This window comes from Pseudomonas lundensis, from assembly GCF_002269125.1.
GTDB classification, from domain to species: Bacteria; Pseudomonadota; Gammaproteobacteria; order Pseudomonadales; family Pseudomonadaceae; genus Aquipseudomonas; species Aquipseudomonas lundensis_A.
The window spans coordinates 62509-82676 of sequence record NZ_NQKI01000002.1 but is presented as its reverse complement, the minus strand read 5'-3'; the positions used below and the strand labels follow the sequence as shown (position 1 = coordinate 82676).

The following is a 20168-nucleotide window of genomic DNA, read 5'->3' as shown; positions in this document are numbered from 1 at the left end:
CGATCTACGCGAAAAAACGCAGATCGGGTGCTCTAAACCGGCTTAATTGGGCGTTTCTACCAACATCGCGTCCACACGCTGGAAACCACGGGGCAATTTATTGCCCCGACGTCCACGTTCGCCTTTGTAATGTTCGAGGTCATCAGGCTTGAGCGACAGGTTGCGTTTGCCCGCCTGCAACACCAGCGTGGCGTGGTCAGGTAACACGGCAATATCGGTCACGTACTCTTCGCGACTGGCTACGCGATCGCCGGGGATACCGATGATCTTGTTGCCTTTACCTTTGCCCAACTGAGGCAGGTCGCTGACTTTGAAGATCAGCAAACGCCCTTCCGTCGTTACGGCCGCCAGCCAGTTATGCTCGCGATCGGTGACCGGACGCGGCTGCATGACCTTGGCGCCCTTGGGCAGACTGAGTAAGGCTTTACCCGCCTTGTTCTTGGCTTGCAGATCCTCACCTTTAACCACAAACCCGTAACCTGCGTCGGAGGCAATGACGAACAGCGCATCGTCCTCAGGCAACAGCACGCATTCAAAGCTGGCTCCCGGTGGCGGCGTCAGGCGACCGGTCAACGGTTCGCCCTGACCACGGGCCGATGGCAGGGTGTGCGCCGCCACGGAATAACTCCGCCCGGTGGAGTCGATAAACACCGCAAACTGGTTGGAACGCCCCGCCGCAGCGGTCTTGTAGCCGTCGCCCGCTTTATAGGACAGGCCGGTCGCGTCGAGGTCATGACCCTTACCACAACGTACCCAGCCCTTTTCAGACAGCACAACGGTTACCGGCTCAGTCGGAACAAGCTCGTTTTCCGACAGCGCCTTGGCCTCTGCACGGGCCACGATTGGCGAACGGCGGTCATCGCCGTAGGTTTTGGCATCTTCCAGCAGCTCGCTGCGCACCAGCTTTTTCAGCTTGGCTTCGCTGCCGAGCAACGCTTGCAACTTGGCTTGTTCTTTACGCAATGCATCCTGCTCGTCCCGCAGCTTCATCTCTTCGAGACGGGCCAGCTGACGCAAGCGCGTGTCGAGGATGTAGTCGGCCTGGGTTTCGGTCAGTGCAAACCGTGCAATCAATTCGGCCTTGGGGTGCTCCTCGGTGCGGATGATGTGAATCACTTCATCGAGGTTCAAGTACGCCGTCAGCAAACCGTCCAACAGGTGCAGACGACGCTCGACTTTGTCGAGGCGGAACTGCAGGCGGCGGCGCACGGTGTTAATGCGGAATTCCAGCCACTCCACCAACAGGGCCCGCAGGTTTTTCAACTGCGGCTTGCCGTCCAGGCCAATGATGTTGATGTTGACCCGGAACGTGGACTCCAGATCAGTCACGGCGAACAGGTGTTGCATCAGCTCGTCGAGATCGACCTTGTTGTTGCGCGGAATGATGACGATGCGGCACGGGTTTTCGTGGTCCGATTCGTCACGCAGGTCAGTCACCATCGCCAGCTTGGTCGGCTTGGCCTGCATCAAGGCTGCAATTTGCTCCAGCACCTTGGCACCCGAGACCTGGTGCGGCAAGGCGGTGACGACAATGTCGCCGTCTTCAACGTGATACACCGCACGCATGCGCACCGAGCCACGGCCGGTCTGGTAGATCTTCAGCAGGTCGGCACGCGGGGTGATGATTTCGGCTTCGGTCGGGTAGTCCGGGCCTTGAATGTGTTCGCACAGTTGTTCAACCGTAGCCTTGGGCTCGTCGAGCAAGCGCACGCAGGCGGTGGCGACTTCTCGCAAGTTGTGCGGCGGCACGTCGGTGGCCATGCCCACGGCAATGCCGGTGGTGCCATTGAGCAGGATATTCGGCAAACGTGCGGGCAACACAGCAGGTTCGTCCAGCGTACCGTCGAAGTTCGGCACCCAGTCCGCCGTACCCTGACCCAGCTCGCTGAGCAGGACTTCGGAGTAACGCGACAAACGCGCTTCGGTGTAACGCATGGCAGCGAACGACTTGGGATCGTCCGGCGCCCCCCAGTTGCCCTGACCGTCAACCAGTGTGTAGCGATAGCTGAACGGCTGTGCCATCAACACCATGGCTTCGTAACAGGCCGAGTCGCCGTGGGGGTGAAACTTGCCAAGTACGTCACCGACGGTACGCGCCGATTTCTTGTGCTTGGCGTCGGCGTCCAGCCCCAACTCGCTCATGGCGTAGACGATACGCCGCTGTACGGGCTTGAGGCCGTCGCCAATGTGCGGCAAGGCCCGGTCCATGATTACGTACATGGAATAGTTGAGGTAGGCCTGTTCTGTGAAGTCGGCCAGTGACCGGCGTTCTACGCCGTCCAGGCTGAGATCAAGGGAGTCGCTCATGCGGACCTCATTCAGTTCGTTGTCTGGCGCAGCAGCATGGTGCCGCCGCGCTGGGTGAATTCAAGTGTGTTCAATGCGCTCATGCCCAGCAGCACCTGTTCGCCTTCTAGCCCCGGTGCAGCCACTGCGCGCACGTTGCGCAACACAATGGCGTCGAGTTGCAGACGGTCGATTTGCGTGCGATAGCCCTGCGCCCGCCCGTTAGCGGTGTTCAGGGTCACGGGCACGCCCTTGGGCAATGCCAGTTGCCGGGCCAAATCCAGCGGGACCGCCACATCGGTGGCCCCGGTATCCAGTAAAAATTCCACCGGCACGTTGTTGATACGGCCGCTGGCGACGAAGTGCCCCTGCACGTTGGCTTGCAGTTTGACGTCGATGAAGCCTTCGCCCTGCTCCGAGACCACCTCGCGGTTGGGGTTTTCCTGACGCTGTTCCCAACGCCCGAAAAATTGGGTCGCCAGGTACAAACCGGCACACCAGGCCACGATCATCAGTACACGACCGGCACGCTTGCCCGGTGGTTGCTGGCTCATGACCGGGCGCTCCAGCCACCCGGCGGCGCCGCAAAGCGCCAGACCACCGGGCGCGCCTCGCCATCGGCACGCACGTGATTGCCATTGTCGACACCGATCCAGGCACCTTGGGCGTCGACACTCAAGGCCTCGGCATTCCCGTAAGCCGACGCGTAACGGCGCGGCGCGGTCAGCGCGTCAGCGGCAAATGACCAGCAGCGCTCCACTTGCCCGGTCGCAGGCGTGCGGCGGCACACGCGATAAGCCATGCGCTCCAGGGTAAACAGCTTGCCCTCGAACACCGCCAGATCGGCGAAATCCTTGGCCTGCGGTTTGGCCTTAAGTTGCGGTGGCGGCTGTTCCGGCCCCGCTTCACTCATGATCACGCAGCCGTCTTCGCAGTCCCACACGCTTTGTTTTTTGCGGATGGTCAGCAAGCCACGGCGCTCGCGCTCTGCCGCCAGCCAGATCTGGTTGCCTTGCGGGTTGATCGCAATGCCTTCAAACAAGGCATTGAAATGCAGCAGCATGCCGCTGGCCCGCGCCTGACGCACCAGACCGGCGTCGATTTTCAGCCATGAGGCGTTGCCCTGCGGCGCTATCAACAGCACGCTCGCATGGGATTCACTGACCACGTAACGGTTGCCCGCCGCGTCGCAGGTGATGCCTTCAAAGTCCAGATCGCCACCCCGCAGCGGGCTGATGGCTTTGCCCATCATGCGCACACCCCACGGCAAACCGCTTTGCGGCGGCCGGGGTAAATGGATTTTCACCGCTTCGGCCAGCCACTCGGGATAACGGGTGTCGAGTCGGTAGATCTGATCATCATCTCGATCAGACACAGCCCACACTTCGCCCTGGCACATCGCCAAGCCCGACAAATTGCCGCCGCGCATCCCTTCAACCGGGTGTTCAGACGCCAACACCAGTTCAGGCCATGTTTCAGCCATCAGCGGCGTGGTGCCCAGCATCAGCAGCGCCAGAAAGGCTCTGCGCATCAGGCCAGCACCTGCGCCAGGTTACCTTTGGACTCCAGCCAGGTCTTGCGGTCGCCCGCACGTTTCTTCGCCAGCAGCATGTCCATCATCTCGGAGGTCGCGGCGAAGTCTTCCAGCGTGAGCTGCACCAGACGACGCGTGTTGGGGTCCATGGTGGTTTCGCGCAGTTGCGGCGGGTTCATTTCACCCAAGCCCTTGAATCGCGTGACTTGCGGTTTGCCGCGTTTTTTCTCGGCCACCAGACGGTCAAGAATGCCATCACGTTCCGCCTCATCCAGGGCGTAGAAAATCTCTTTGCCCAAATCGATGCGGTACAGCGGCGGCATCGCTACGTACACGTGGCCGGCGTCCACCAACGGCCGGAAGTGTTGTACAAACAACGCGCAGAGCAGCGTTGCAATGTGCAAACCGTCGGAGTCGGCGTCGGCCAGGATGCAGATTTTGCCGTAACGCAGCTGGCTCATGTCCGCTGCGCCAGGGTCCACGCCAATCGCCACGGCGATGTTGTGCACCTCCTGACTGGCCAGCACTTCGCTGCCATCGACTTCCCACGTATTGAGGATCTTGCCGCGCAAGGGCAGGATCGCCTGAAACTCTTTGTCCCGCGCTTGCTTGGCGGAACCGCCAGCGGAATCGCCTTCCACCAGAAACAGTTCAGCGCGCATCGGGTCCTGGCCCGCGCAGTCAGCCAGTTTGCCCGGCAACGCTGGCCCTTGGGTGATGCGTTTGCGCTCGACCTTTTTGCTGGCTTTGAGACGGCGTCCGGCGTTGTTGATCGCCAGCTCTGCCAACTGCATGCCCAGTTCAGGGTGCGCGTTGAGCCACAGGCTGAAAGCGTCCTTGACCACACCGGAAACAAACGCGGCGGCTTCGCGGGACGACAAGCGTTCTTTGGTCTGGCCGGAGAATTGCGGCTCCTGCATTTTCATCGACAGTACGAACGCAATGCGCTCCCACACGTCTTCCGGGGCCAGTTTCACGCCACGCGGCAGCAGGCTGCGGAACTCACAAAATTCACGCATTGCATCAAGCAGGCCCTGACGCAAACCGTTGACGTGGGTCCCGCCCTGCGCCGTTGGAATCAGGTTGACGTAGCTTTCCTGAACGCTGTCGCCGCCTTCTGGCAGCCACAGCAGCGCCCAGTCGACCGCTTCTTTATTGCCTGCCAGGGCGCCGCAGAAGGGCTCGTCTGGCAGCCGCTCGAACTCACTGACCGCATCGACCAAATAGGAGCGCAGGCCATCTTCGTAATGCCACTCGACCTTTTCGCCGGTGTTTTTGTCTTCAAATGTGACCAGCAAGCCGGGGCACAAGACGGCCTTGGCTTTAAGAACATGCTTGAGACGGCTGACCGAGAATTTCGGTGAGTCGAAGTATTTCGGGTCCGGTGCAAAGTAGACGCTGGTGCCGGTGTTGCGTTTGCCCACGGTGCCGATGATTTCCAGGTCGGTGGCTTTGTAGCCGTCGGCGAAGGTCATCTGGTACTCGTTGCCGTCACGCTTGACCTTGACCCGAACCTGGGTCGACAAGGCGTTCACGACCGAGATCCCCACGCCGTGAAGGCCGCCAGAAAACTGATAGTTCTTGTTCGAGAATTTACCGCCCGCGTGGAGCTTGGTGAGGATCAGCTCGACGCCTGAGACGCCTTCTTCGGGGTGGATGTCCACCGGCATGCCGCGCCCGTCGTCGCTGACTTCCAGCGAGTGGTCGGCGTGCAGGATGACGTTGACCGATTTGGCGTGACCGGCCAGGGCTTCGTCGACACTGTTGTCGATGACTTCCTGGGCCAGGTGGTTGGGCCGACTGGTGTCGGTGTACATACCGGGGCGTTTGCGCACCGGGTCGAGGCCCGAGAGGACTTCGATGGCGTCGGCGTTATAAGAGCTAGCGCTGGGAGTGGCCATAGGGTCTCGTCGTCAGTCGTAAATGAAGAAAATAAAGGCCATTCGACGGGTGCCTCACAGGGCTGCAAAGTCGATGGCTTGGTACTGTTCTGCTGCTATTCCAGCAAAGCTCAGCAACGCAGGCAGTTGCCGGGCAAATCCCTGATAACTGTGATCGCCCCCGGCCTGAATGCGCAAGGCACACGCTGCGTAGTACTTTTCAGCGTAGCGGTAGTCGAGGGTTTCATCGGCGGTTTGCAGCCACACTTGAATGCGCTGCGGGTCACGTGGAGCTGCGACTTCAAGCTCGGCCAGGGCGTTCACGTGATCGTGGGTCAGCTCCCAGGTCTCGCCGCTGTACAGGTTGGTCTGAGTACCCAGATAACCGTCAAACATGCGGTGCGGGCTGACGGCCGGATTCACCAGCAAGGCTTTAAGGCCATGGCGCTCAGCGAGATACGTCGCATAGTAGCCGCCGAGGGAGCTCCCCACCAGCAACGGGCTATCCAGCTCGCCGATGGCCGCTTCCAGCTGTGCCAGCGCCTGACGCGGGTGATGATGCAAGGCAGGCACACGTAACTGCTCGCCAAGGCCCATTCGCTGCATCACCGACGTCAACTGCGAGGCCTTCTTCGACTCGGGCGCACTATTGAATCCGTGGATATACAAGATGGAACCCGACATGCCATTACTCCCGAGTACAAATTCAGCCAGACACAGCCTTGAGAAAGACGCGCAGTTTAGCCTGACTCGGGGTGAATGACTCGACCCATCATCTGTAAGTTTGTCCAGTAGTCAATATTTGTCCGTGCTGTAGTCGGGTTCAAAGTCAAAGTCCGCTACTCGCGAGATCCCGGTATGCAAAGTGCCATCAGGATTGAGGCGTATCCAGCGGTAGCCGGGCGCCTCGCTGCTGACCTTGAAATCCATGCTGTTCGCCGCGAATTGGAAACACGTTGAAGGCGTGGCCAACAACCTGACTGCCTTGCGTCGCTGATCGAAAGGCTGGTGCACATGCCCCCACAGCACAGCTTTGACTTGAGGAAAGCGGTCGATCACGGCCCAAAATGCTTCGGCGTTAAGCAAGCCGATCGGCTCAATCCATTGGCAACCTACCGGGACCGGATGATGATGCAGGCCAATCAGGTGATGACGCTGCGGCGCTTCGCTCAGCGATTGCGCCAGCAACTGAAGCTGGTCGTCTTTCAGATAACCATGGCTTTTTTTCAGCACGTTGGAGTGCAGCATCGTGATACGCCAATTGCCCACATCCACTCGCGGGTCCATCAGACGGCTTTGAATGGCCGCCTCGCGCATCTGCTGCACATCGTCATGGTTGCCGGGAATCCAGCGCGCCACTGGCGCCAGCGAAGCGGTAACCTGGCGAAAATATTGGTAGGCCTGGACGCTGCCGTCCTGAGCCAGATCGCCGGTGGCCAGCAGCACGTCGACAGACGGCTGTTCGGCCCCTACCAAGTCGATAACCTGCTGCAGGCTGCGAGCGGTGTTAAGCCCCAGTAGCGAGCCGTTTGCGTCAGCAAACAAGTGGCTGTCAGAAAGCTGCACCAACAGCACCGGGTCTTCAGTGGTCAGGGTGGAAACACTCGGCAAGGTGGCTCTCCCGGGAGACGTCGATGAATGGCGCGATTATGCCATTAGCCTGCTTGCGCTGCCGATCACAGCCTCGTTCATGGACAGCGACTGGACACTTCGTCTTTATCTGACTTGTGCGTATTCATGACCACACGCCAGGCAATGGCTCAGCCATTCACCCAGAAACACGTTGAGCTGGGCTTTTTCGTCCGGCTGGTGCATGGCGACATTGGGATAAGGGTAGATGCTGCGAAAGCGTCGTGCATGCTCGGCGCCAATCACTTCCGCCATGCGTGCGTCGTGGTACACCTGCACCTGCAACTCAGGCACCGGCAACCACGGCAAGCTGTGTTCCTGGCGCACGCGCAAAGTGCTGGTGTAGGGGCAGTCGAGTACCACTTCGAGGGTCAAAACGCCGAGCATTTGATCGCCCTGGGTCACGGCAATGCGCCGCGCATCAGGCTGCTCGCGCATGTCGGGCAACAAACGCATCAGGCGCGCGTAATTGGCCTCGCAGGCAGCCTGCAAGCCAATCAGATCGACCCGATAACGGTCGCGCACCCCGTTTACGACCATAACCCCCTCACCTCGGCGCGATTGAGCGCCAGCCATTGCAAGGCAATGATGCTTGCCGCATTGGAAATTCGACCATCGCGTACTGCCTGTAGCGCATCTTCGTACGCCCAAACCGTCACTCGAATATCTTCCGCTTCTTCCTCAAGGCCGTGCAAGCCACCAATGCCGTGCGTACTGCAACGCCCCAAGAACAGGTGCACAAATTCGGTGCTGCCACCCGGTGACGGAAAGTAGCGGGTGATCGGCCGCAGCGACGTGAACGTCACACCGGCCTCTTCTTCGCCTTCACGGTGAGCCACGTGTTCAGGCTCGTTTTCACCTTCCTTGTCGATCAAACCGGCCACCAGTTCGATCAACCAAGGGTTTTCAGTTTTGCCCATGGCACCGACGCGGAACTGCTCGATCAACACCACTTCGTCGCGCTGTGGGTCGTAGGGCAACACGCAAACCGCATCATGGCGCACAAACACTTCACGACTGATCTCACGGCTCATGCCACCGGCAAACAATTCGTGGCGCAGGTGCACGCGGTCCAGCTGATAGAAACCCTTGAAACACTGTTCGCGCTTTACGATCTCGACACTGCTGGGCGTAGCGTTGGTGATATCCGTCATTCAAACCTCTTGCTGGCAAATGGCTGCCGGGGTGGCCCGCGGCATCGCACATCCTAACGCGCATAAGCGCCGTGATGCAGCCACTTTTCTGACACAGGGATAGACGGATCACCTGTAAACCAACTCTAATTGGCACCTTTAAGCTTAGTGGCGAACGGATGCCCTCGCAGGCAGTCAAACCCCCATAACTTTGCTTTTCTTTTGTTGATGAAGGACGACCATGTCGCTTTTAAAGTTTGCTTCCCTGACCTGCATCGCCCTGACCCTGGGCGCGTGCCAAAGCGTATTTCAAGCGTCTGCACCAAAACCGCTGACCTTCACTCCTGACGCATCGGAGCAGCTTAAGGCCGGCTGCAAGGGCCAGGACTGCCCGTTGGTGAATATCGATACCGTGCACCCGCAGGGCGATCCCAAACTGGACGCACTGATCGAAAGCCGCCTGTTGAAAATGACCGTCAACTCGCCCGAAGACAAACTGGCGCCGTCCCTCAATGCCTACCGCGAGCAGTTTTTGCGTACCGCTGACAGCCGCAACAGCAGCTACTTGCAGGCCAAGGTACGTGAGCAGCATGACGACCTCGTGATTGTGGAGCTGTCGAGCTACCTGGACACAGGTGGCGCACATGGCATGCCGGGCCGCGGGTTCATCAACTACTCACGCAAGGATCAGCGGGAAGTGACCTTGCAGGACATGCTGATTCCGGGTCAGGAAAAAGCTTTCTGGGCCGCAGGCAAAGTCGCGCATAACAACTGGTTGATCAGCACCCGCTTTGGCAACGATCCTGAATATGTAAAAACCTGGCCGTTCCAGCAGACCCCGCACGTGGCCTTGCTCAAGGACAATGTTGTACTCAAGTACGATGTGTACAGCATTGCGCCGTACTCCGAAGGTCATGTCGAACTGAAAATCCCTTACTCGCGCCTCAACGGGATTCTCAAGCCTGAGTGGTTCCCTGCACAGCGGTAAGCGCCACGACCCAACGCTCTCCCGACAGCAGAGCGTTGGGGTCAGGGGCTTTTAGCGGCGACGCCCAAAAGCCCACTGCAACACCGCGGCCACCAGCAACGCAGGCAACGTCGCCCCCCACGTCGGGGCCACACTGGCCAGCAGGTGATAGACGCTCACCCCGCCCAACCATGCCAACAACGTCGGCCAGCGAAACAGGGCCGGGGGGACTTGCGCACAATGAAGTGATCCACCAGCACCACGCCAAACAACGGCGCAAACAAACCGCTGACGAGGTGCAGCAACGCGCCCCGGCAGCGATTGCGCTTACATCACACTTTTTTGTACAGCTGACTGCCTTCCTGCTTGAAGCGCGCGGCTTGCTCGGCCAGCCCTTGGGCAACGTCGACGTCAATCGCGTCGATGCGCTGATTAGCGGCGTAAATGCGCACTTCCTGAGTGATTTTCATCGAGCAGAATTTCGGCCCGCACATCGAACAGAAATGCGCGACCTTGGCCGAGTCCTTGGGCAGGGTTTCGTCGTGGTACGAGCGCGCGGTGTCAGGGTCCAGCCCGAGGTTGAACTGGTCTTCCCAGCGGAACTCGAAACGCGCCTTGCTCAAGGCGTTGTCACGGATTTGCGCCCCCGGATGGCCTTTGGCCAAGTCGGCGGCATGGGCCGCGATTTTGTATGTGATGATCCCGGTCTTCACGTCATCCTTGTTCGGCAACCCCAAGTGTTCCTTGGGCGTCACGTAGCACAGCATGGCGCAACCGAACCAGCCGATCATCGCCGCGCCAATGCCCGAGGTGATGTGGTCGTAGCCCGGCGCAATGTCCGTGGTCAGCGGGCCGAGGGTGTAGAACGGCGCTTCGTCACAGCACTCCAGCTGCTTGTCCATGTTTTCTTTGATCAACTGCATCGGCACGTGGCCGGGGCCTTCGATCATGCACTGCACATCGTGTTTCCACGCGATCTTGGTCAGCTCGCCCAGGGTTTCAAGCTCACCGAATTGCGCCGCGTCATTGGCATCGGCAATCGACCCCGGACGCAGGCCGTCGCCGAGCGAGAAGCTGACGTCGTAGGCCTTCATGATTTCGCAGATTTCGTCGAAATGGGTGTAGAGGAAGTTCTCTTTGTGGTGCGCCAGGCACCACTTGGCCATGATCGAGCCGCCACGGGACACGATGCCGGTCACGCGTTTGGCCGTCAGTGGCACGTAGCGCAACAGCACGCCCGCGTGAATGGTGAAGTAATCAACGCCTTGCTCAGCTTGTTCGATCAGGGTGTCGCGGAACAGCTCCCACGTCAGGTCTTCGGCCACGCCGTTGACCTTTTCCAGCGCCTGATAAATCGGCACCGTACCAATCGGCACCGGCGAGTTGCGAATGATCCACTCGCGGGTTTCGTGGATGTGCTTGCCGGTGGACAAGTCCATGACGGTGTCCGACCCCCAACGAATGCCCCAGGTCAGCTTGGCCACTTCTTCTTCAATCGAAGAACCCAGTGCGCTGTTGCCGATGTTGCCGTTGACCTTCACCAGAAAGTTGCGCCCGATGATCATCGGCTCCAGCTCAACGTGGTTGATGTTGGCCGGGATGATGGCGCGGCCGCGGGCGATTTCTTCGCGCACGAACTCGGGGGTGATTTCTTTCGGGATATTGGCACCGAAGCTGTGGCCCGCGTGTTGCTGGTCCAGCAACCCCGCGGCCCGTGCCTCTTGCAGCTTCATGTTTTCGCGAATGGCGACGTATTCCATCTCGGCGGTGATGATGCCCTGACGCGCATAGTGCATTTGGCTAACGTTGGCACCGGCCTTGGCCCGGCGCGGGTTCTTGACGTGGGCGAAACGCAGTGTGGTCAGTTCAGCGTCTTCAAGGCGCATTTGCCCGAAGTTCGAACTCAGGCCCGGCAGGCGCTCGGTGTCGTTCCGGTCGTCGATCCAGGCCGAACGCACATCACCCAGGCCCTTGCGCACGTCGATCTGCACTGACGGGTCGGTATACGGGCCCGAGGTGTCGTAGATCAATACCGGGGCGTTGATTTCGCCGCCAAAATCAGTGGGTGTAACATCCAGGCTAACTTCACGCATCGGCACCAGAATGTCCGGGCGCGAACCCTGTACGTAGACTTTTTGCGAGCGGGTAAACGGCTTGACCGACTGCTCATCGACTTTTGCCGAATCACTGAGGTTGATCGCGTTTTTTGGTTTTGTACTCATCACGGCTCTCCAGACTGCATCCAGGCGGATTGTCGGAGGGAGAACCTGAAATAAGTACGGAATTACCCAAGGACTGGGTGCTGAGTCACGGCCTCGAACGATTGATCATTTTTTGAACAATCGATCCCGGACGGTACTCAAGAGGACTCGCCGGGAGACGAGAAATCTTGTTCCCTACGCAGGCGCTAACCTGATCAGGTTCAACGGGATCCGAAATTATTCGATCTCAGCCTCATAGCAAGGCACCCCGACAAGAACCCGGCCAGTCTAGACAAGACTGAGGCAGAACGCCAACCCCGGAATAATCAGCGTGAGAAAAGTCGCAACAACGGCATTGTTGCAAGGTGTCACCGCTACTACACTCGCTACGTCTTGACGCCACGAGCGCCACACGAGGCCTCGGGAGTTTATTTTCTCCGCATTATTGAACTAGGGATCGCTCATGCTGCGCAAACTCTCACTGGCTATCGCCGTGTCTTGTGCGACCAACGTTATGGCCATGGAAACCCAGGCCCCTTTGGCCAGCCAGACAGGGCTGGTCAGCGTTTATCACGAGGCGGTGGACAACAACGCCGACCTGGCAGCCGCCCGTGCCGATTACGCCGCACGCAAGGAAGTGGTGCCACAGGCCCGCGCCGGCTTGCTGCCCAACCTCTCCGGGGGGGCCGAGTCGAGCAGTGTGCGCACGTCCATCGATCAGCCTTCGCTGACCACCACGCGCAGTGCCGTGGTGTATCAAGCGACGCTGGCGCAGCCAATCTTCCGGATCGACCGCTGGTTCCAGTTAAAAGCGGCAGAGTCGGTCAATGAGCAGGCCGCGCTGCAACTGTCAGCCACGGAGCAAAACCTGATCCTGCAAACCGCCGAGTCTTATTTCTCGGTACTGCGCGCCCAAGACACGCTGGCCGCGACCAAGGCCGAAGAAGCGGCTTTCAAGCGCCAGTTGGATCAATCCCGCGAACGTTTTGACGTGGGCCTGTCAGACAAGACTGACGTGCTGCAATCCCAAGCCAGTTATGACACCTCGCGGGCTAACCGGATCGTCGCGCAGCGTCAGGTCGATGATGCCTTTGAGGCGCTCATCACCCTGACCAACCGTCAGTACAACGCGATTGAAGGCATGCGCCACACGCTGCCTATCCTGCCGCCCTCCCCGAACAACGCCAAAATATGGGTTGAAACGGCAGCGCAGCAAAACCTCAATCTGCTGGCCAGTAACTTTGCCGTGGATGCCGCTCAGGAAACCCTCAAGCAACGCAAAGCAGGCCACGCACCGACACTCGACGCGGTGGCGCAATACAAGACCGGCGACAACGACGGTTTCGGCTTGAGCAACCCCAATGCCTTGCAGCAGCGCTACAGCGGTGATGTCTCTCAACGCAGCATCGGTATTCAGCTAAACATCCCTATCTACAGCGGCGGGCTGACCAGCTCGCAAGTGCGCGAGTCGTATTCACGCCTTGATCAGACCGAGCAACAGCGTGAGGGATTGCGCCGTCAGGTGGTCGAGAACACCCGTAACCTGCACCGCGCGGTGAACACCGACGTCGAGCAGGTACAGGCACGCAAGCAGTCGATCATCTCCAATCAGAGCGCGCTGGAAGCCACCGAAATCGGCTATCAGGTGGGCACGCGCAACATCGTTGATGTGCTGGACGCCCAGCGCCAGCTGTACAACTCCGTGCGCGACTACAACAACACCCGTTATGACTACATCCTCGACAACCTGCGCCTCAAGCAAGTCGCCGGTACGCTGAACCCCGGTGATCTGGAGGCGCTGTCGCGCTACCTGAAAGCCGACTACAACCCCGATAAAGACTTCCTGCCGCCCGACCTGGCACAAGCCGCCGAAGCCAACATGCGCTCGCCCGGCAACTGAGTCTGCGCCGTGTGGTCGCAGCTCACCGGCTGCGACCACAGCGCCTGCGTCATATCCCGCTACCACCTGCGCTTGAGTATTCCCGCCCTTAATACGGCACCGGTCGTGTGACCTCTGGAACTCAACACAGGTACGCTCATGTCAACATCCTCTGCCCTCGCCTCGACAACAGACCCCCTCACCCCTGTCGCAAGCGCCATCAACGCTCAGTTCGCCAACCCGCCTGATCTGCAGACGGTGGTGCGCACAATGCTGGAAGCCGCCCTCAAAGAAAAATACCCGACCCTCGTCTTCGACCTGCAAAACACTCACCTAGCGATACCGCGCACGACCACGGGGTGGGACTTTCACCTCTTGATGCCCAAGGTGATGGATTACCTGGGGAGTGGTATCGAGCTGGATGTTACGCCCCGCAACAATCAGCCCTACTACCTCTGTGACGAACCCTATAAATGGCTCGCACCTGCCAACGGTGTACTGGACATGCACATCGTCAAAACCCTGATCGAAGAATTGAGCTGGCGTGTGCCCATCGGCTTACAAAACGCGTTAAGCGACTTCTGGTCAGCGCGGGGCAATACCGGGAGCAGTCGCTGGCAATGGTTCAGTCTTCTGCTCAAAGACATGTTGAGTTTGAGTGCGGCCCAACAAGACAACTTGAACGACAATCATCGCGCACTGATCAAGCAACTGCTGGACTGCCCCGTACGACAGGACAGGGTTGCCCAATATGGTGAAAAAGCGGCCCGTGTCTACTTGGTCAAGGCCACGTTGACCCAACCCGCTCGCACGTCGCGGCTCAGTACCATCATGCTCATCGAAGGTCCGGGTCAATTGATCGCCTGGTTTGCAACAGGCCCCCTGACTTTATTCAGTAGCCTGGACGCGTTTATTAAAAAGGCTGGCCGTATCTTGGGCCTGCCAAAACCTACCCAACCTATCGAGTTCGAACGCTTTGAACTGGAAGGTGACGTCTTCGAAATCCGCAGTGCCACCCTCCTGAATCGTCAACTGGAAAACCTGAACCGACTCAAACTGCCTGCCAGCATCGGCTGGGCTCAGTTAGAGGAAGTTTATAAAGACATGACCAACGTTTCGACGGGGTATCTCAAGTTCCAGCCGGTTGACCCCAAGCTGCTCCTCTCACTCCAACAACACCTGCCGGATTGGCTGAAAACAGCGTCTTTCTCGGATCAGGCGCTTTATCGCCACTTCAGCCTGGCGCTGGCATCTACGAAAAAAAGCCATCAAGGCAGAACGTTCTTGAGCGGCATCAGCGATGTCCGCACGTATACCGTCGACGTTCTCAAACAGCTGCTGTTCAGAGACAAACTGCAGTACGAGCCAGAAAGCCAGGGTCAAACATTTGATGCGCAATTAGCCCCTGATGACATTGAGCTGACATTTCATAGCGTGGTGGGGTTACCGGGCGCCGTGGGCATCGAAGAGCCGGTCACCATGAGCCTGACCGATCTGGCCCTGAAGAACTTGCAAGGCCGCCCCACGGGCCGATTAACACTGCGTCATCGCCGCGGGCTTGAGCTGCCAGCCTGGCTGACACCGGCCTACATCACCCGACGCAGCGGCCTGATCGAGCAGGCTAACATCGGTGAGGCCTACCCCAAACGCCTTGAAAGCCTGCTGTTAAGTGACACACCCGACGCCCAGGAGCGCGAGCGTCTGTACGCTCAATACCTGCGGGTTCAGTTGCCTCTGCACGCGCTGGAATTGAGCCTGAAAAAAGAAAGCGGCGTCACGCCGCTTGGCGCCCGTTATGTCGCCGCATTGGTGAAAACCCTTCCCGCCGACCGGATCATCGATGGGCAAACGGTTGTCATCCGCCAGTTGGCCTTGATCCGCGAACATGAGGCCACGCCGGATATCGTCAGCAACATGTTCATCATCGAACCCGTCAATATTGCAGTGGGTCCTCACCTGCTTTATCGACCGTTTTATGCGCAATCCCTGATCGAATTCGCGACCCGTGACGCATTGCTCAGCGCGCTGGCGGAACCCGGAGAGCTGCAAGACAGTGTGCTGACCTGGCTGAGTGACAGCGCCCGTCTGATCTACGACAACGGCGGCTTCAAAGAGCCCCATTACGTACGATTCGGTATAGGCGATGAGTTCGCACCAATCGAAGTGCCCGCACCTGCCTCGCTTGCCACCAACGGCACCAGCAACGAGTTACTGCATTACCTGCATAATGGCCAAGTGATGCTCTACCTCTATGGCAGTAACGCCAAAGCACTGGTGGATCAGGCAGACGCTGACTCGGTCTCGAACAGCGAAAGCCGCTGGCGTGTTTTGCTGCAAGGCGGTGGCCTGATTTTTGACAGCCTGTTAGTACTACCCGGCTTACCCCGCACCTTTATGTTGACCGGATGGCTATTGAGCCTGGCGCATTCAGCGACGCAAGACATCCCTGCACTCGCCAGCGATTCCCCCACAGAACGGGAACTGGCGATGGTCGACGTGCTCATCAATCTGGGCATGCTGCTCTTGCATATGGCTCCCGGGAGCAAACCCGGACGCCCGGCACAAATCGACGCCCTCAGGGCTGAAAGCCTGCACCCGCTCCTCATGAGCCCTCAAGTACCCGAGTGGCCAGAGCCTGAGATCATCCCCGTACGTTCTGGGCCCGTGCGATTACCAGGTGAATACCCCGACCCTCAAAGCACGCTCCTGGACTTCAGTTTTGCCAACGCAAGCAACCGCCTGACACGCAGCCAACGCGCACGGCTGGCCACCTTTGAAGTCACGCGCCCGGCGACGCTGCCATCCCCCCAAACCTATGGCGCGAGCAAAGGCTTGTACCGCATCCAGCAGAAATGGCACGCCGAGATCGATCAAGCGTTGTACGAGGTTGAACTGGAAGCTGATGGCAGGGCCACCATCGTTGCGCCTTCAGACAGCAACACACGTGGGCCCGGCATTCGCGCTGATGCGAATGGCACGTGGGCACTGGACTTGCGTCTGCGCCTGAACGGCGGCATGCCGCCCAGGCGTATCGCCGCGTATCAGCACCAAAAGCAGGCACGAATCGAAGCGCTGAATACCACTTTGCAAACCATTTACGGGCAAGAGAGAACGCTTTACGACAATGTCCTTAAAACCCAGCAGTTCTATGTCCGCGCGAGCAATGACCCGCGTTTTACTTTTGAGCAGCTTGAACAGTTTCGTGCACGGTTCGAAATGGCACTGTCGCAAGAAATGATGGCCTATCAAGAACTCATCGGCAGTATCAACGAGCGTATCGAGCTGAAAATTCCGTTGAGCGAGGCGGTTGTCATCGGGTTGCTGGAAAAGGCGTTCGATAATCGCGCCACGGGCTTGTCGAGCATAGCGACCGAGCAACGAATTGCCGCCAGAAAGTGGCCCCAGTTCGCAACACCTCTGTCCCCACAGGCAGCCACAGCGGCCGCAGAAGCCGACCCGGCAGGGATTTTGCAGTTCGCAAAGGAGCAGATTGCAATCAATGAACGCGCTATCGAACGCCTCGCTCAAAGAACCAGTATCCTCGACCAACTGAACAACCTGAGCAATGCAGGCTCCGAGGCCGCAAATCGCTTAACGGCCAACCTGTCCGAACATGAACTCACCAGCCTGACACTCAAGAACTTCCAGCTCAGTTGCCTGAAACTCGCCAGTGCTAAACCCTTGGTCAGCTTCAAGATTGAAGAAAGCCTGGAAAATGCCATCGACCCCGTCAGGGAATATGTCCATACCCATAATCAGCTCAACACGCTAGAACTTGAACCTGGAAAACGCCTCGAGGTACTGGACAGCCTGGTGGAGCACTACGGCCAGGCGCTGGATGCTGTTCAAGGTATCGGGCTGATCCACAGCGACGAGCTGGATATCGAATATTTCAGCAAACTGCGCCAACTGATTACGGAGCTGTATCAGGAAGCCACCGAGCAACTGGCCGCAGAAATCAAACCGCCGCCAAAACCCCGCAAGAAAATCCGTAGACGCCAGCCTTCCGCCACCAGCAGGACACAACGCAAAGTGATCAATGCCCGCGGCAAAGGGAGTTTGATTGGTAGCGTGCGCCCTGCGGGCGGGGAGTGGCCCATTGAGGTGGTTGAAATACGTGCAGAGTACGACAACAAATTGTTGTCGACCTATACGCAACATGGAGACGAATGGGTCGAAATAAAATCGCCACGTCACATTGCGCCCACGCCCAAGCGCAGCCTGGAAGTCATCAAAGGCCAAGCCCGAAAACTGTTCGGCATGTTTGAGCAAATCCAACGCAAGGTGAAGCAATACAAACGCCAGACACGACACCCGCAGGAAATAGAGGAAATCCTCAGCCACGAAGCAACGAAGTTCGACAGATTGGCGGACGAACTACACGCCGCGTGGCTGGAGCAACCCGAAGCCGCGCGCCTGCCCGCCGACCAAATACTGGTCAACGACATGCATACGGCTGCCCAACAGCTCGATCAGGAAGGCAAGGCGCTGCGCCTTCAACTCTGCCTTGAGCTACCACCGACCCACGGCAATCTGCAATTCTTGCTGGACCAGAGACGTGTGCAGATATCCCGCGTGGGGCAGCGCGTTCCGTTATCCGGCGAGCGCAAAGATTACATCCAGGAATACGCCATCAGCGAACCGGGAAAAACGCCTTTGTGGTATGCCCATTTTCACTATGAACGCGCTGACACCCCCAAAGAGGTGTACACCGTGGCTCACCTGAAAACCCGAGAACAACGCACGATGAGCTACTTCTCACAACTCAACACGGCACAAAATGAGCAAGCGGTTGTGACGATTCACCGCGGCCAAATCGGTAAAGCACTGGCAGAGCGCTGGTTCTTGCCCTTGGCAGACTAAAAGCAATTGCCCCTGGACGGCCTGGACGGATTAGCGGGTCAGCAAACGCGCCAATCCGTCCAGTAAACGCTGCAAGGCGCCTTGATTGGCGAGCATCACGTTCAGGCCGGCCTGCGCCCGGTGCTGCGCATCCTGAGGCAGTTCGAACAACCGTTGAACGACCACGGCCAATCCTTGGGCATCGTCCACTTCCTCCAACGCACCTGCGTCACGCAGCAACGTTGCTATTTCCAGAAAGTTGAACAAGTGCGGCCCGCTGAGTACCGGTTTCCCCAACGCAGCAGGCTCCAGCAGGTTATGCCCGCCGTTGGGCACCAGACTGCCGCCGACGAATGCGCTGTCTGCCAGGGCGTATAAAAACAGCAACTCGCCCATGGTGTCGCCCAACAACACCTGCGTCTGCGGGCCAACCGGGTCGGCCGCAGAACGTCGCACCGTGTTGAAACCTTCGCGCTGGCAAAGCTCAAAAACGCGGTTGAAACGCTCGGGGTGACGCGGGACCAGAATCAGCAACGCATCGGGGTAATGCCCAAGCAATTGCCGATGGGCCGCGAGGATAATTTCGTCTTCCCCTTCATGGGTGCTGGCGGCGATCCAAATCGGACGTTCCATGGCGTGCCACTGCGTACGCAACTCACGTGCCCTGATCAACAACTGCGGGTCGATGGTCAGGTCGAACTTGATTGAGCCGGTCACTTGCACGCAGTCAGGCCGCGCGCCCAACTGACGAAAGCGCTCGGCTTCGGCTTGCGTCTGCACCGCGATCAAGCTCATCTCTTCAAGCATGGGCCGGGTGAGCCTGGCGAAACGTGCATAGCCTTTGGCCGAACGCGCCGATAACCGCGCATTGGCCAGCGCCACCGGAATGCCACGCTTGGCGCACTGGTGAATATGGTTGGGCCACAGCTCGGTTTCCATGATCACGGCCAGTTTTGGCTGCACCCGCGACACAAAGCGCGCCGCCGCCCAAGGCAAGTCATACGGCAGGTAGCAGTGCTGAATGCGCGGGTCATCGGCGAACAGTGCCTGAATCCGCTCTGAACCCGTCGGCGTCATGCAGGTCACAGTGATCGGCATCTGTGGATAACGTTTGAGTAGCGCCCGAATCATCGGCGCGGCAGCAATGCTTTCCCCTACGGACACAGCATGCACCCAAATCCCGCCGGGCTGCAGCGCGGGCAGGTTCAAGGCGAACCGTTCACCGATACGTTGTGCATACGCAGGTGCCTTGCGGGCCCGCAGCCACAAACGAATCGCCACCAGCGGCAGCCCCAGATGAAACAGCAAGGTGTAGAGAGTTCTATTCATGGGCGCGGAGTTTACTTGAAAACGACACCTACGATGATGGCACCGAACATGGCTCTCGCAAGGGGCAACAAAAAACCACTACACACTTTTACAACCACTAGAATGCCGTGCTGTTAAATTGCTGCGCCCCACCTTCAGGACTCCAATATGAACGCTTACTACTACTTGGCCATCGCCATTTGCGCTGAAGTGATTGCCACCGTATCGATGAAAGCGATCAAAGGCTTCAGCACGCCCCTGCCCCTTATCCTTGTCATTGCCGGCTACGCCACAGCGTTCTGGATGCTGACGCTGGTGGTGCGCACGATTCCGGTGGGCGTTGCCTACGCCGTGTGGGCAGGCATGGGGATCGTGATGGTGAGCATCGCCGCGCTGTTTATCTACGGCCAAAAGCTCGATGTACCGGCCATGCTCGGCATGGGCCTGATTGTGCTGGGCGTGGTGGTGATTCAGTTATTTTCCAAAACAGCGGGGCATTAACGCTGGTC

The 20168-nt window shown here is 58.8% G+C and carries 14 protein-coding genes, 1 pseudogene and 1 riboswitch; of the genes and pseudogenes, 4 read left to right on the top strand and 11 right to left on the bottom strand.

What is annotated here, in order from left to right; all coding sequences use genetic code 11:
- Positions 1 to 42: 42 nt before the first annotated feature.
- From parC to CJF39_RS02015, 8 genes are all read right to left on the bottom strand, one after another.
- Positions 43 to 2307 carry a DNA topoisomerase IV subunit A gene (parC, locus tag CJF39_RS02050; RefSeq protein ID WP_094991939.1) on the bottom strand — a complete coding sequence of 755 codons (2265 nt, stop codon included), beginning with the start codon at positions 2305 to 2307 and terminating at the stop codon, positions 43 to 45.
- Between the two features lie 11 nt (positions 2308 to 2318).
- Positions 2319 to 2840, bottom strand: coding sequence for a retropepsin-like aspartic protease family protein (locus CJF39_RS02045; RefSeq protein ID WP_094991938.1), 522 nt, complete (start codon positions 2838 to 2840; stop codon positions 2319 to 2321).
- Complete coding sequence (locus CJF39_RS02040; RefSeq protein WP_094991937.1) at positions 2837 to 3817, bottom strand: esterase-like activity of phytase family protein; 981 nt, start codon at positions 3815 to 3817, stop codon at positions 2837 to 2839. The genes CJF39_RS02045 and CJF39_RS02040 overlap by 4 nt, the downstream gene beginning before the upstream one ends.
- Positions 3817 to 5721, bottom strand: a complete 1905-nt coding sequence (gene parE / locus CJF39_RS02035) for a DNA topoisomerase IV subunit B (protein WP_094991936.1) — start codon at positions 5719 to 5721, stop codon at positions 3817 to 3819. Before parE ends, CJF39_RS02040 begins: the two co-directional genes overlap by 1 nt.
- Before the next feature lie 54 nt (positions 5722 to 5775).
- A complete protein-coding gene (locus CJF39_RS02030) occupies positions 5776 to 6384 on the bottom strand; it encodes a YqiA/YcfP family alpha/beta fold hydrolase (RefSeq protein WP_094991935.1) in 609 nt (202 codons plus the stop codon).
- Between the two features lie 111 nt (positions 6385 to 6495).
- Positions 6496 to 7311, bottom strand: a complete 816-nt coding sequence (gene cpdA, locus CJF39_RS02025; RefSeq protein WP_094991934.1) for a 3',5'-cyclic-AMP phosphodiesterase — start codon at positions 7309 to 7311, stop codon at positions 6496 to 6498.
- 105 nt (positions 7312 to 7416) lie between these two features.
- On the bottom strand, positions 7417 to 7869 hold the full coding sequence (locus CJF39_RS02020) for a DUF1249 domain-containing protein (RefSeq protein WP_094991933.1): 453 nt from the start codon (positions 7867 to 7869) through the stop codon (positions 7417 to 7419).
- Positions 7860 to 8483: an NUDIX domain-containing protein gene (locus CJF39_RS02015; RefSeq protein WP_094991932.1), complete on the bottom strand. Its 624-nt coding sequence runs from the start codon at positions 8481 to 8483 to the stop codon at positions 7860 to 7862. The genes CJF39_RS02020 and CJF39_RS02015 overlap by 10 nt, the downstream gene beginning before the upstream one ends.
- A gap of 220 nt (positions 8484 to 8703) precedes the next feature.
- On the opposite strand from CJF39_RS02015, the gene CJF39_RS02010 reads away from it, so the two are divergent.
- Positions 8704 to 9450, top strand: a complete 747-nt coding sequence (locus tag CJF39_RS02010) for an RsiV family protein (RefSeq protein WP_094991931.1) — start codon at positions 8704 to 8706, stop codon at positions 9448 to 9450.
- A gap of 51 nt (positions 9451 to 9501) precedes the next feature.
- Here the strand turns inward: CJF39_RS02010 and CJF39_RS23250 are convergent.
- Both CJF39_RS23250 and thiC read right to left on the bottom strand, forming a co-directional pair.
- A pseudogene (locus CJF39_RS23250) lies at positions 9502 to 9731 on the bottom strand (putative hydroxymethylpyrimidine transporter CytX); the annotation flags it as partial.
- Positions 9732 to 9761: 30 nt separating this feature from the next.
- Positions 9762 to 11651 carry a phosphomethylpyrimidine synthase ThiC gene (thiC, locus tag CJF39_RS02005; protein WP_094991930.1) on the bottom strand — a complete coding sequence of 630 codons (1890 nt, stop codon included), beginning with the start codon at positions 11649 to 11651 and terminating at the stop codon, positions 9762 to 9764.
- Between the two features lie 154 nt (positions 11652 to 11805).
- Positions 11806 to 11911: riboswitch (TPP riboswitch) on the bottom strand.
- 182 nt (positions 11912 to 12093) lie between these two features.
- On the opposite strand from thiC, the gene CJF39_RS02000 reads away from it, so the two are divergent.
- Positions 12094 to 13530: a TolC family outer membrane protein gene (locus CJF39_RS02000; RefSeq protein ID WP_094991929.1), complete on the top strand. Its 1437-nt coding sequence runs from the start codon at positions 12094 to 12096 to the stop codon at positions 13528 to 13530.
- Between the two features lie 138 nt (positions 13531 to 13668).
- Positions 13669 to 18372 carry a dermonecrotic toxin domain-containing protein gene (locus CJF39_RS01995; RefSeq protein WP_094991928.1) on the top strand — a complete coding sequence of 1568 codons (4704 nt, stop codon included), beginning with the start codon at positions 13669 to 13671 and terminating at the stop codon, positions 18370 to 18372.
- 30 nt (positions 18373 to 18402) lie between these two features.
- On the opposite strand, the gene waaA is transcribed toward CJF39_RS01995, so the two are convergent.
- Entirely contained in the window at positions 18403 to 19680 is a 1278-nt protein-coding gene (gene waaA / locus CJF39_RS01990) for a lipid IV(A) 3-deoxy-D-manno-octulosonic acid transferase (RefSeq protein ID WP_094991927.1), read from the bottom strand.
- Positions 19681 to 19827: 147 nt separating this feature from the next.
- Between waaA and CJF39_RS01985 the strand changes: the two genes are divergently transcribed.
- Positions 19828 to 20160 (top strand): DMT family transporter, encoded by a 333-nt coding sequence (locus tag CJF39_RS01985; RefSeq protein ID WP_094991926.1) that lies wholly within the window; start codon positions 19828 to 19830, stop codon positions 20158 to 20160.
- Positions 20161 to 20168: the final 8 nt, after the last annotated feature.

Coding starts and splice junctions, on each gene's coding strand:
- parC (WP_094991939.1), bottom strand. CDS start 2,307: ATGAGCGACTCCCTTGATCTCAGCCTGGACGGCGTAGAACGCCGGTCA.
- CJF39_RS02045 (WP_094991938.1), bottom strand. CDS start 2,840: ATGAGCCAGCAACCACCGGGCAAGCGTGCCGGTCGTGTACTGATGATC.
- CJF39_RS02040 (WP_094991937.1), bottom strand. CDS start 3,817: ATGCGCAGAGCCTTTCTGGCGCTGCTGATGCTGGGCACCACGCCGCTG.
- parE (WP_094991936.1), bottom strand. CDS start 5,721: ATGGCCACTCCCAGCGCTAGCTCTTATAACGCCGACGCCATCGAAGTC.
- CJF39_RS02030 (WP_094991935.1), bottom strand. CDS start 6,384: ATGTCGGGTTCCATCTTGTATATCCACGGATTCAATAGTGCGCCCGAG.
- CJF39_RS02020 (WP_094991933.1), bottom strand. CDS start 7,869: ATGGTCGTAAACGGGGTGCGCGACCGTTATCGGGTCGATCTGATTGGC.
- CJF39_RS02015 (WP_094991932.1), bottom strand. CDS start 8,483: ATGACGGATATCACCAACGCTACGCCCAGCAGTGTCGAGATCGTAAAG.
- CJF39_RS02010 (WP_094991931.1), top strand. CDS start 8,704: ATGTCGCTTTTAAAGTTTGCTTCCCTGACCTGCATCGCCCTGACCCTG.
- thiC (WP_094991930.1), bottom strand. CDS start 11,651: ATGAGTACAAAACCAAAAAACGCGATCAACCTCAGTGATTCGGCAAAA.
- CJF39_RS02000 (WP_094991929.1), top strand. CDS start 12,094: ATGCTGCGCAAACTCTCACTGGCTATCGCCGTGTCTTGTGCGACCAAC.
- CJF39_RS01995 (WP_094991928.1), top strand. CDS start 13,669: ATGTCAACATCCTCTGCCCTCGCCTCGACAACAGACCCCCTCACCCCT.
- waaA (WP_094991927.1), bottom strand. CDS start 19,680: ATGAATAGAACTCTCTACACCTTGCTGTTTCATCTGGGGCTGCCGCTG.
- CJF39_RS01985 (WP_094991926.1), top strand. CDS start 19,828: ATGAACGCTTACTACTACTTGGCCATCGCCATTTGCGCTGAAGTGATT.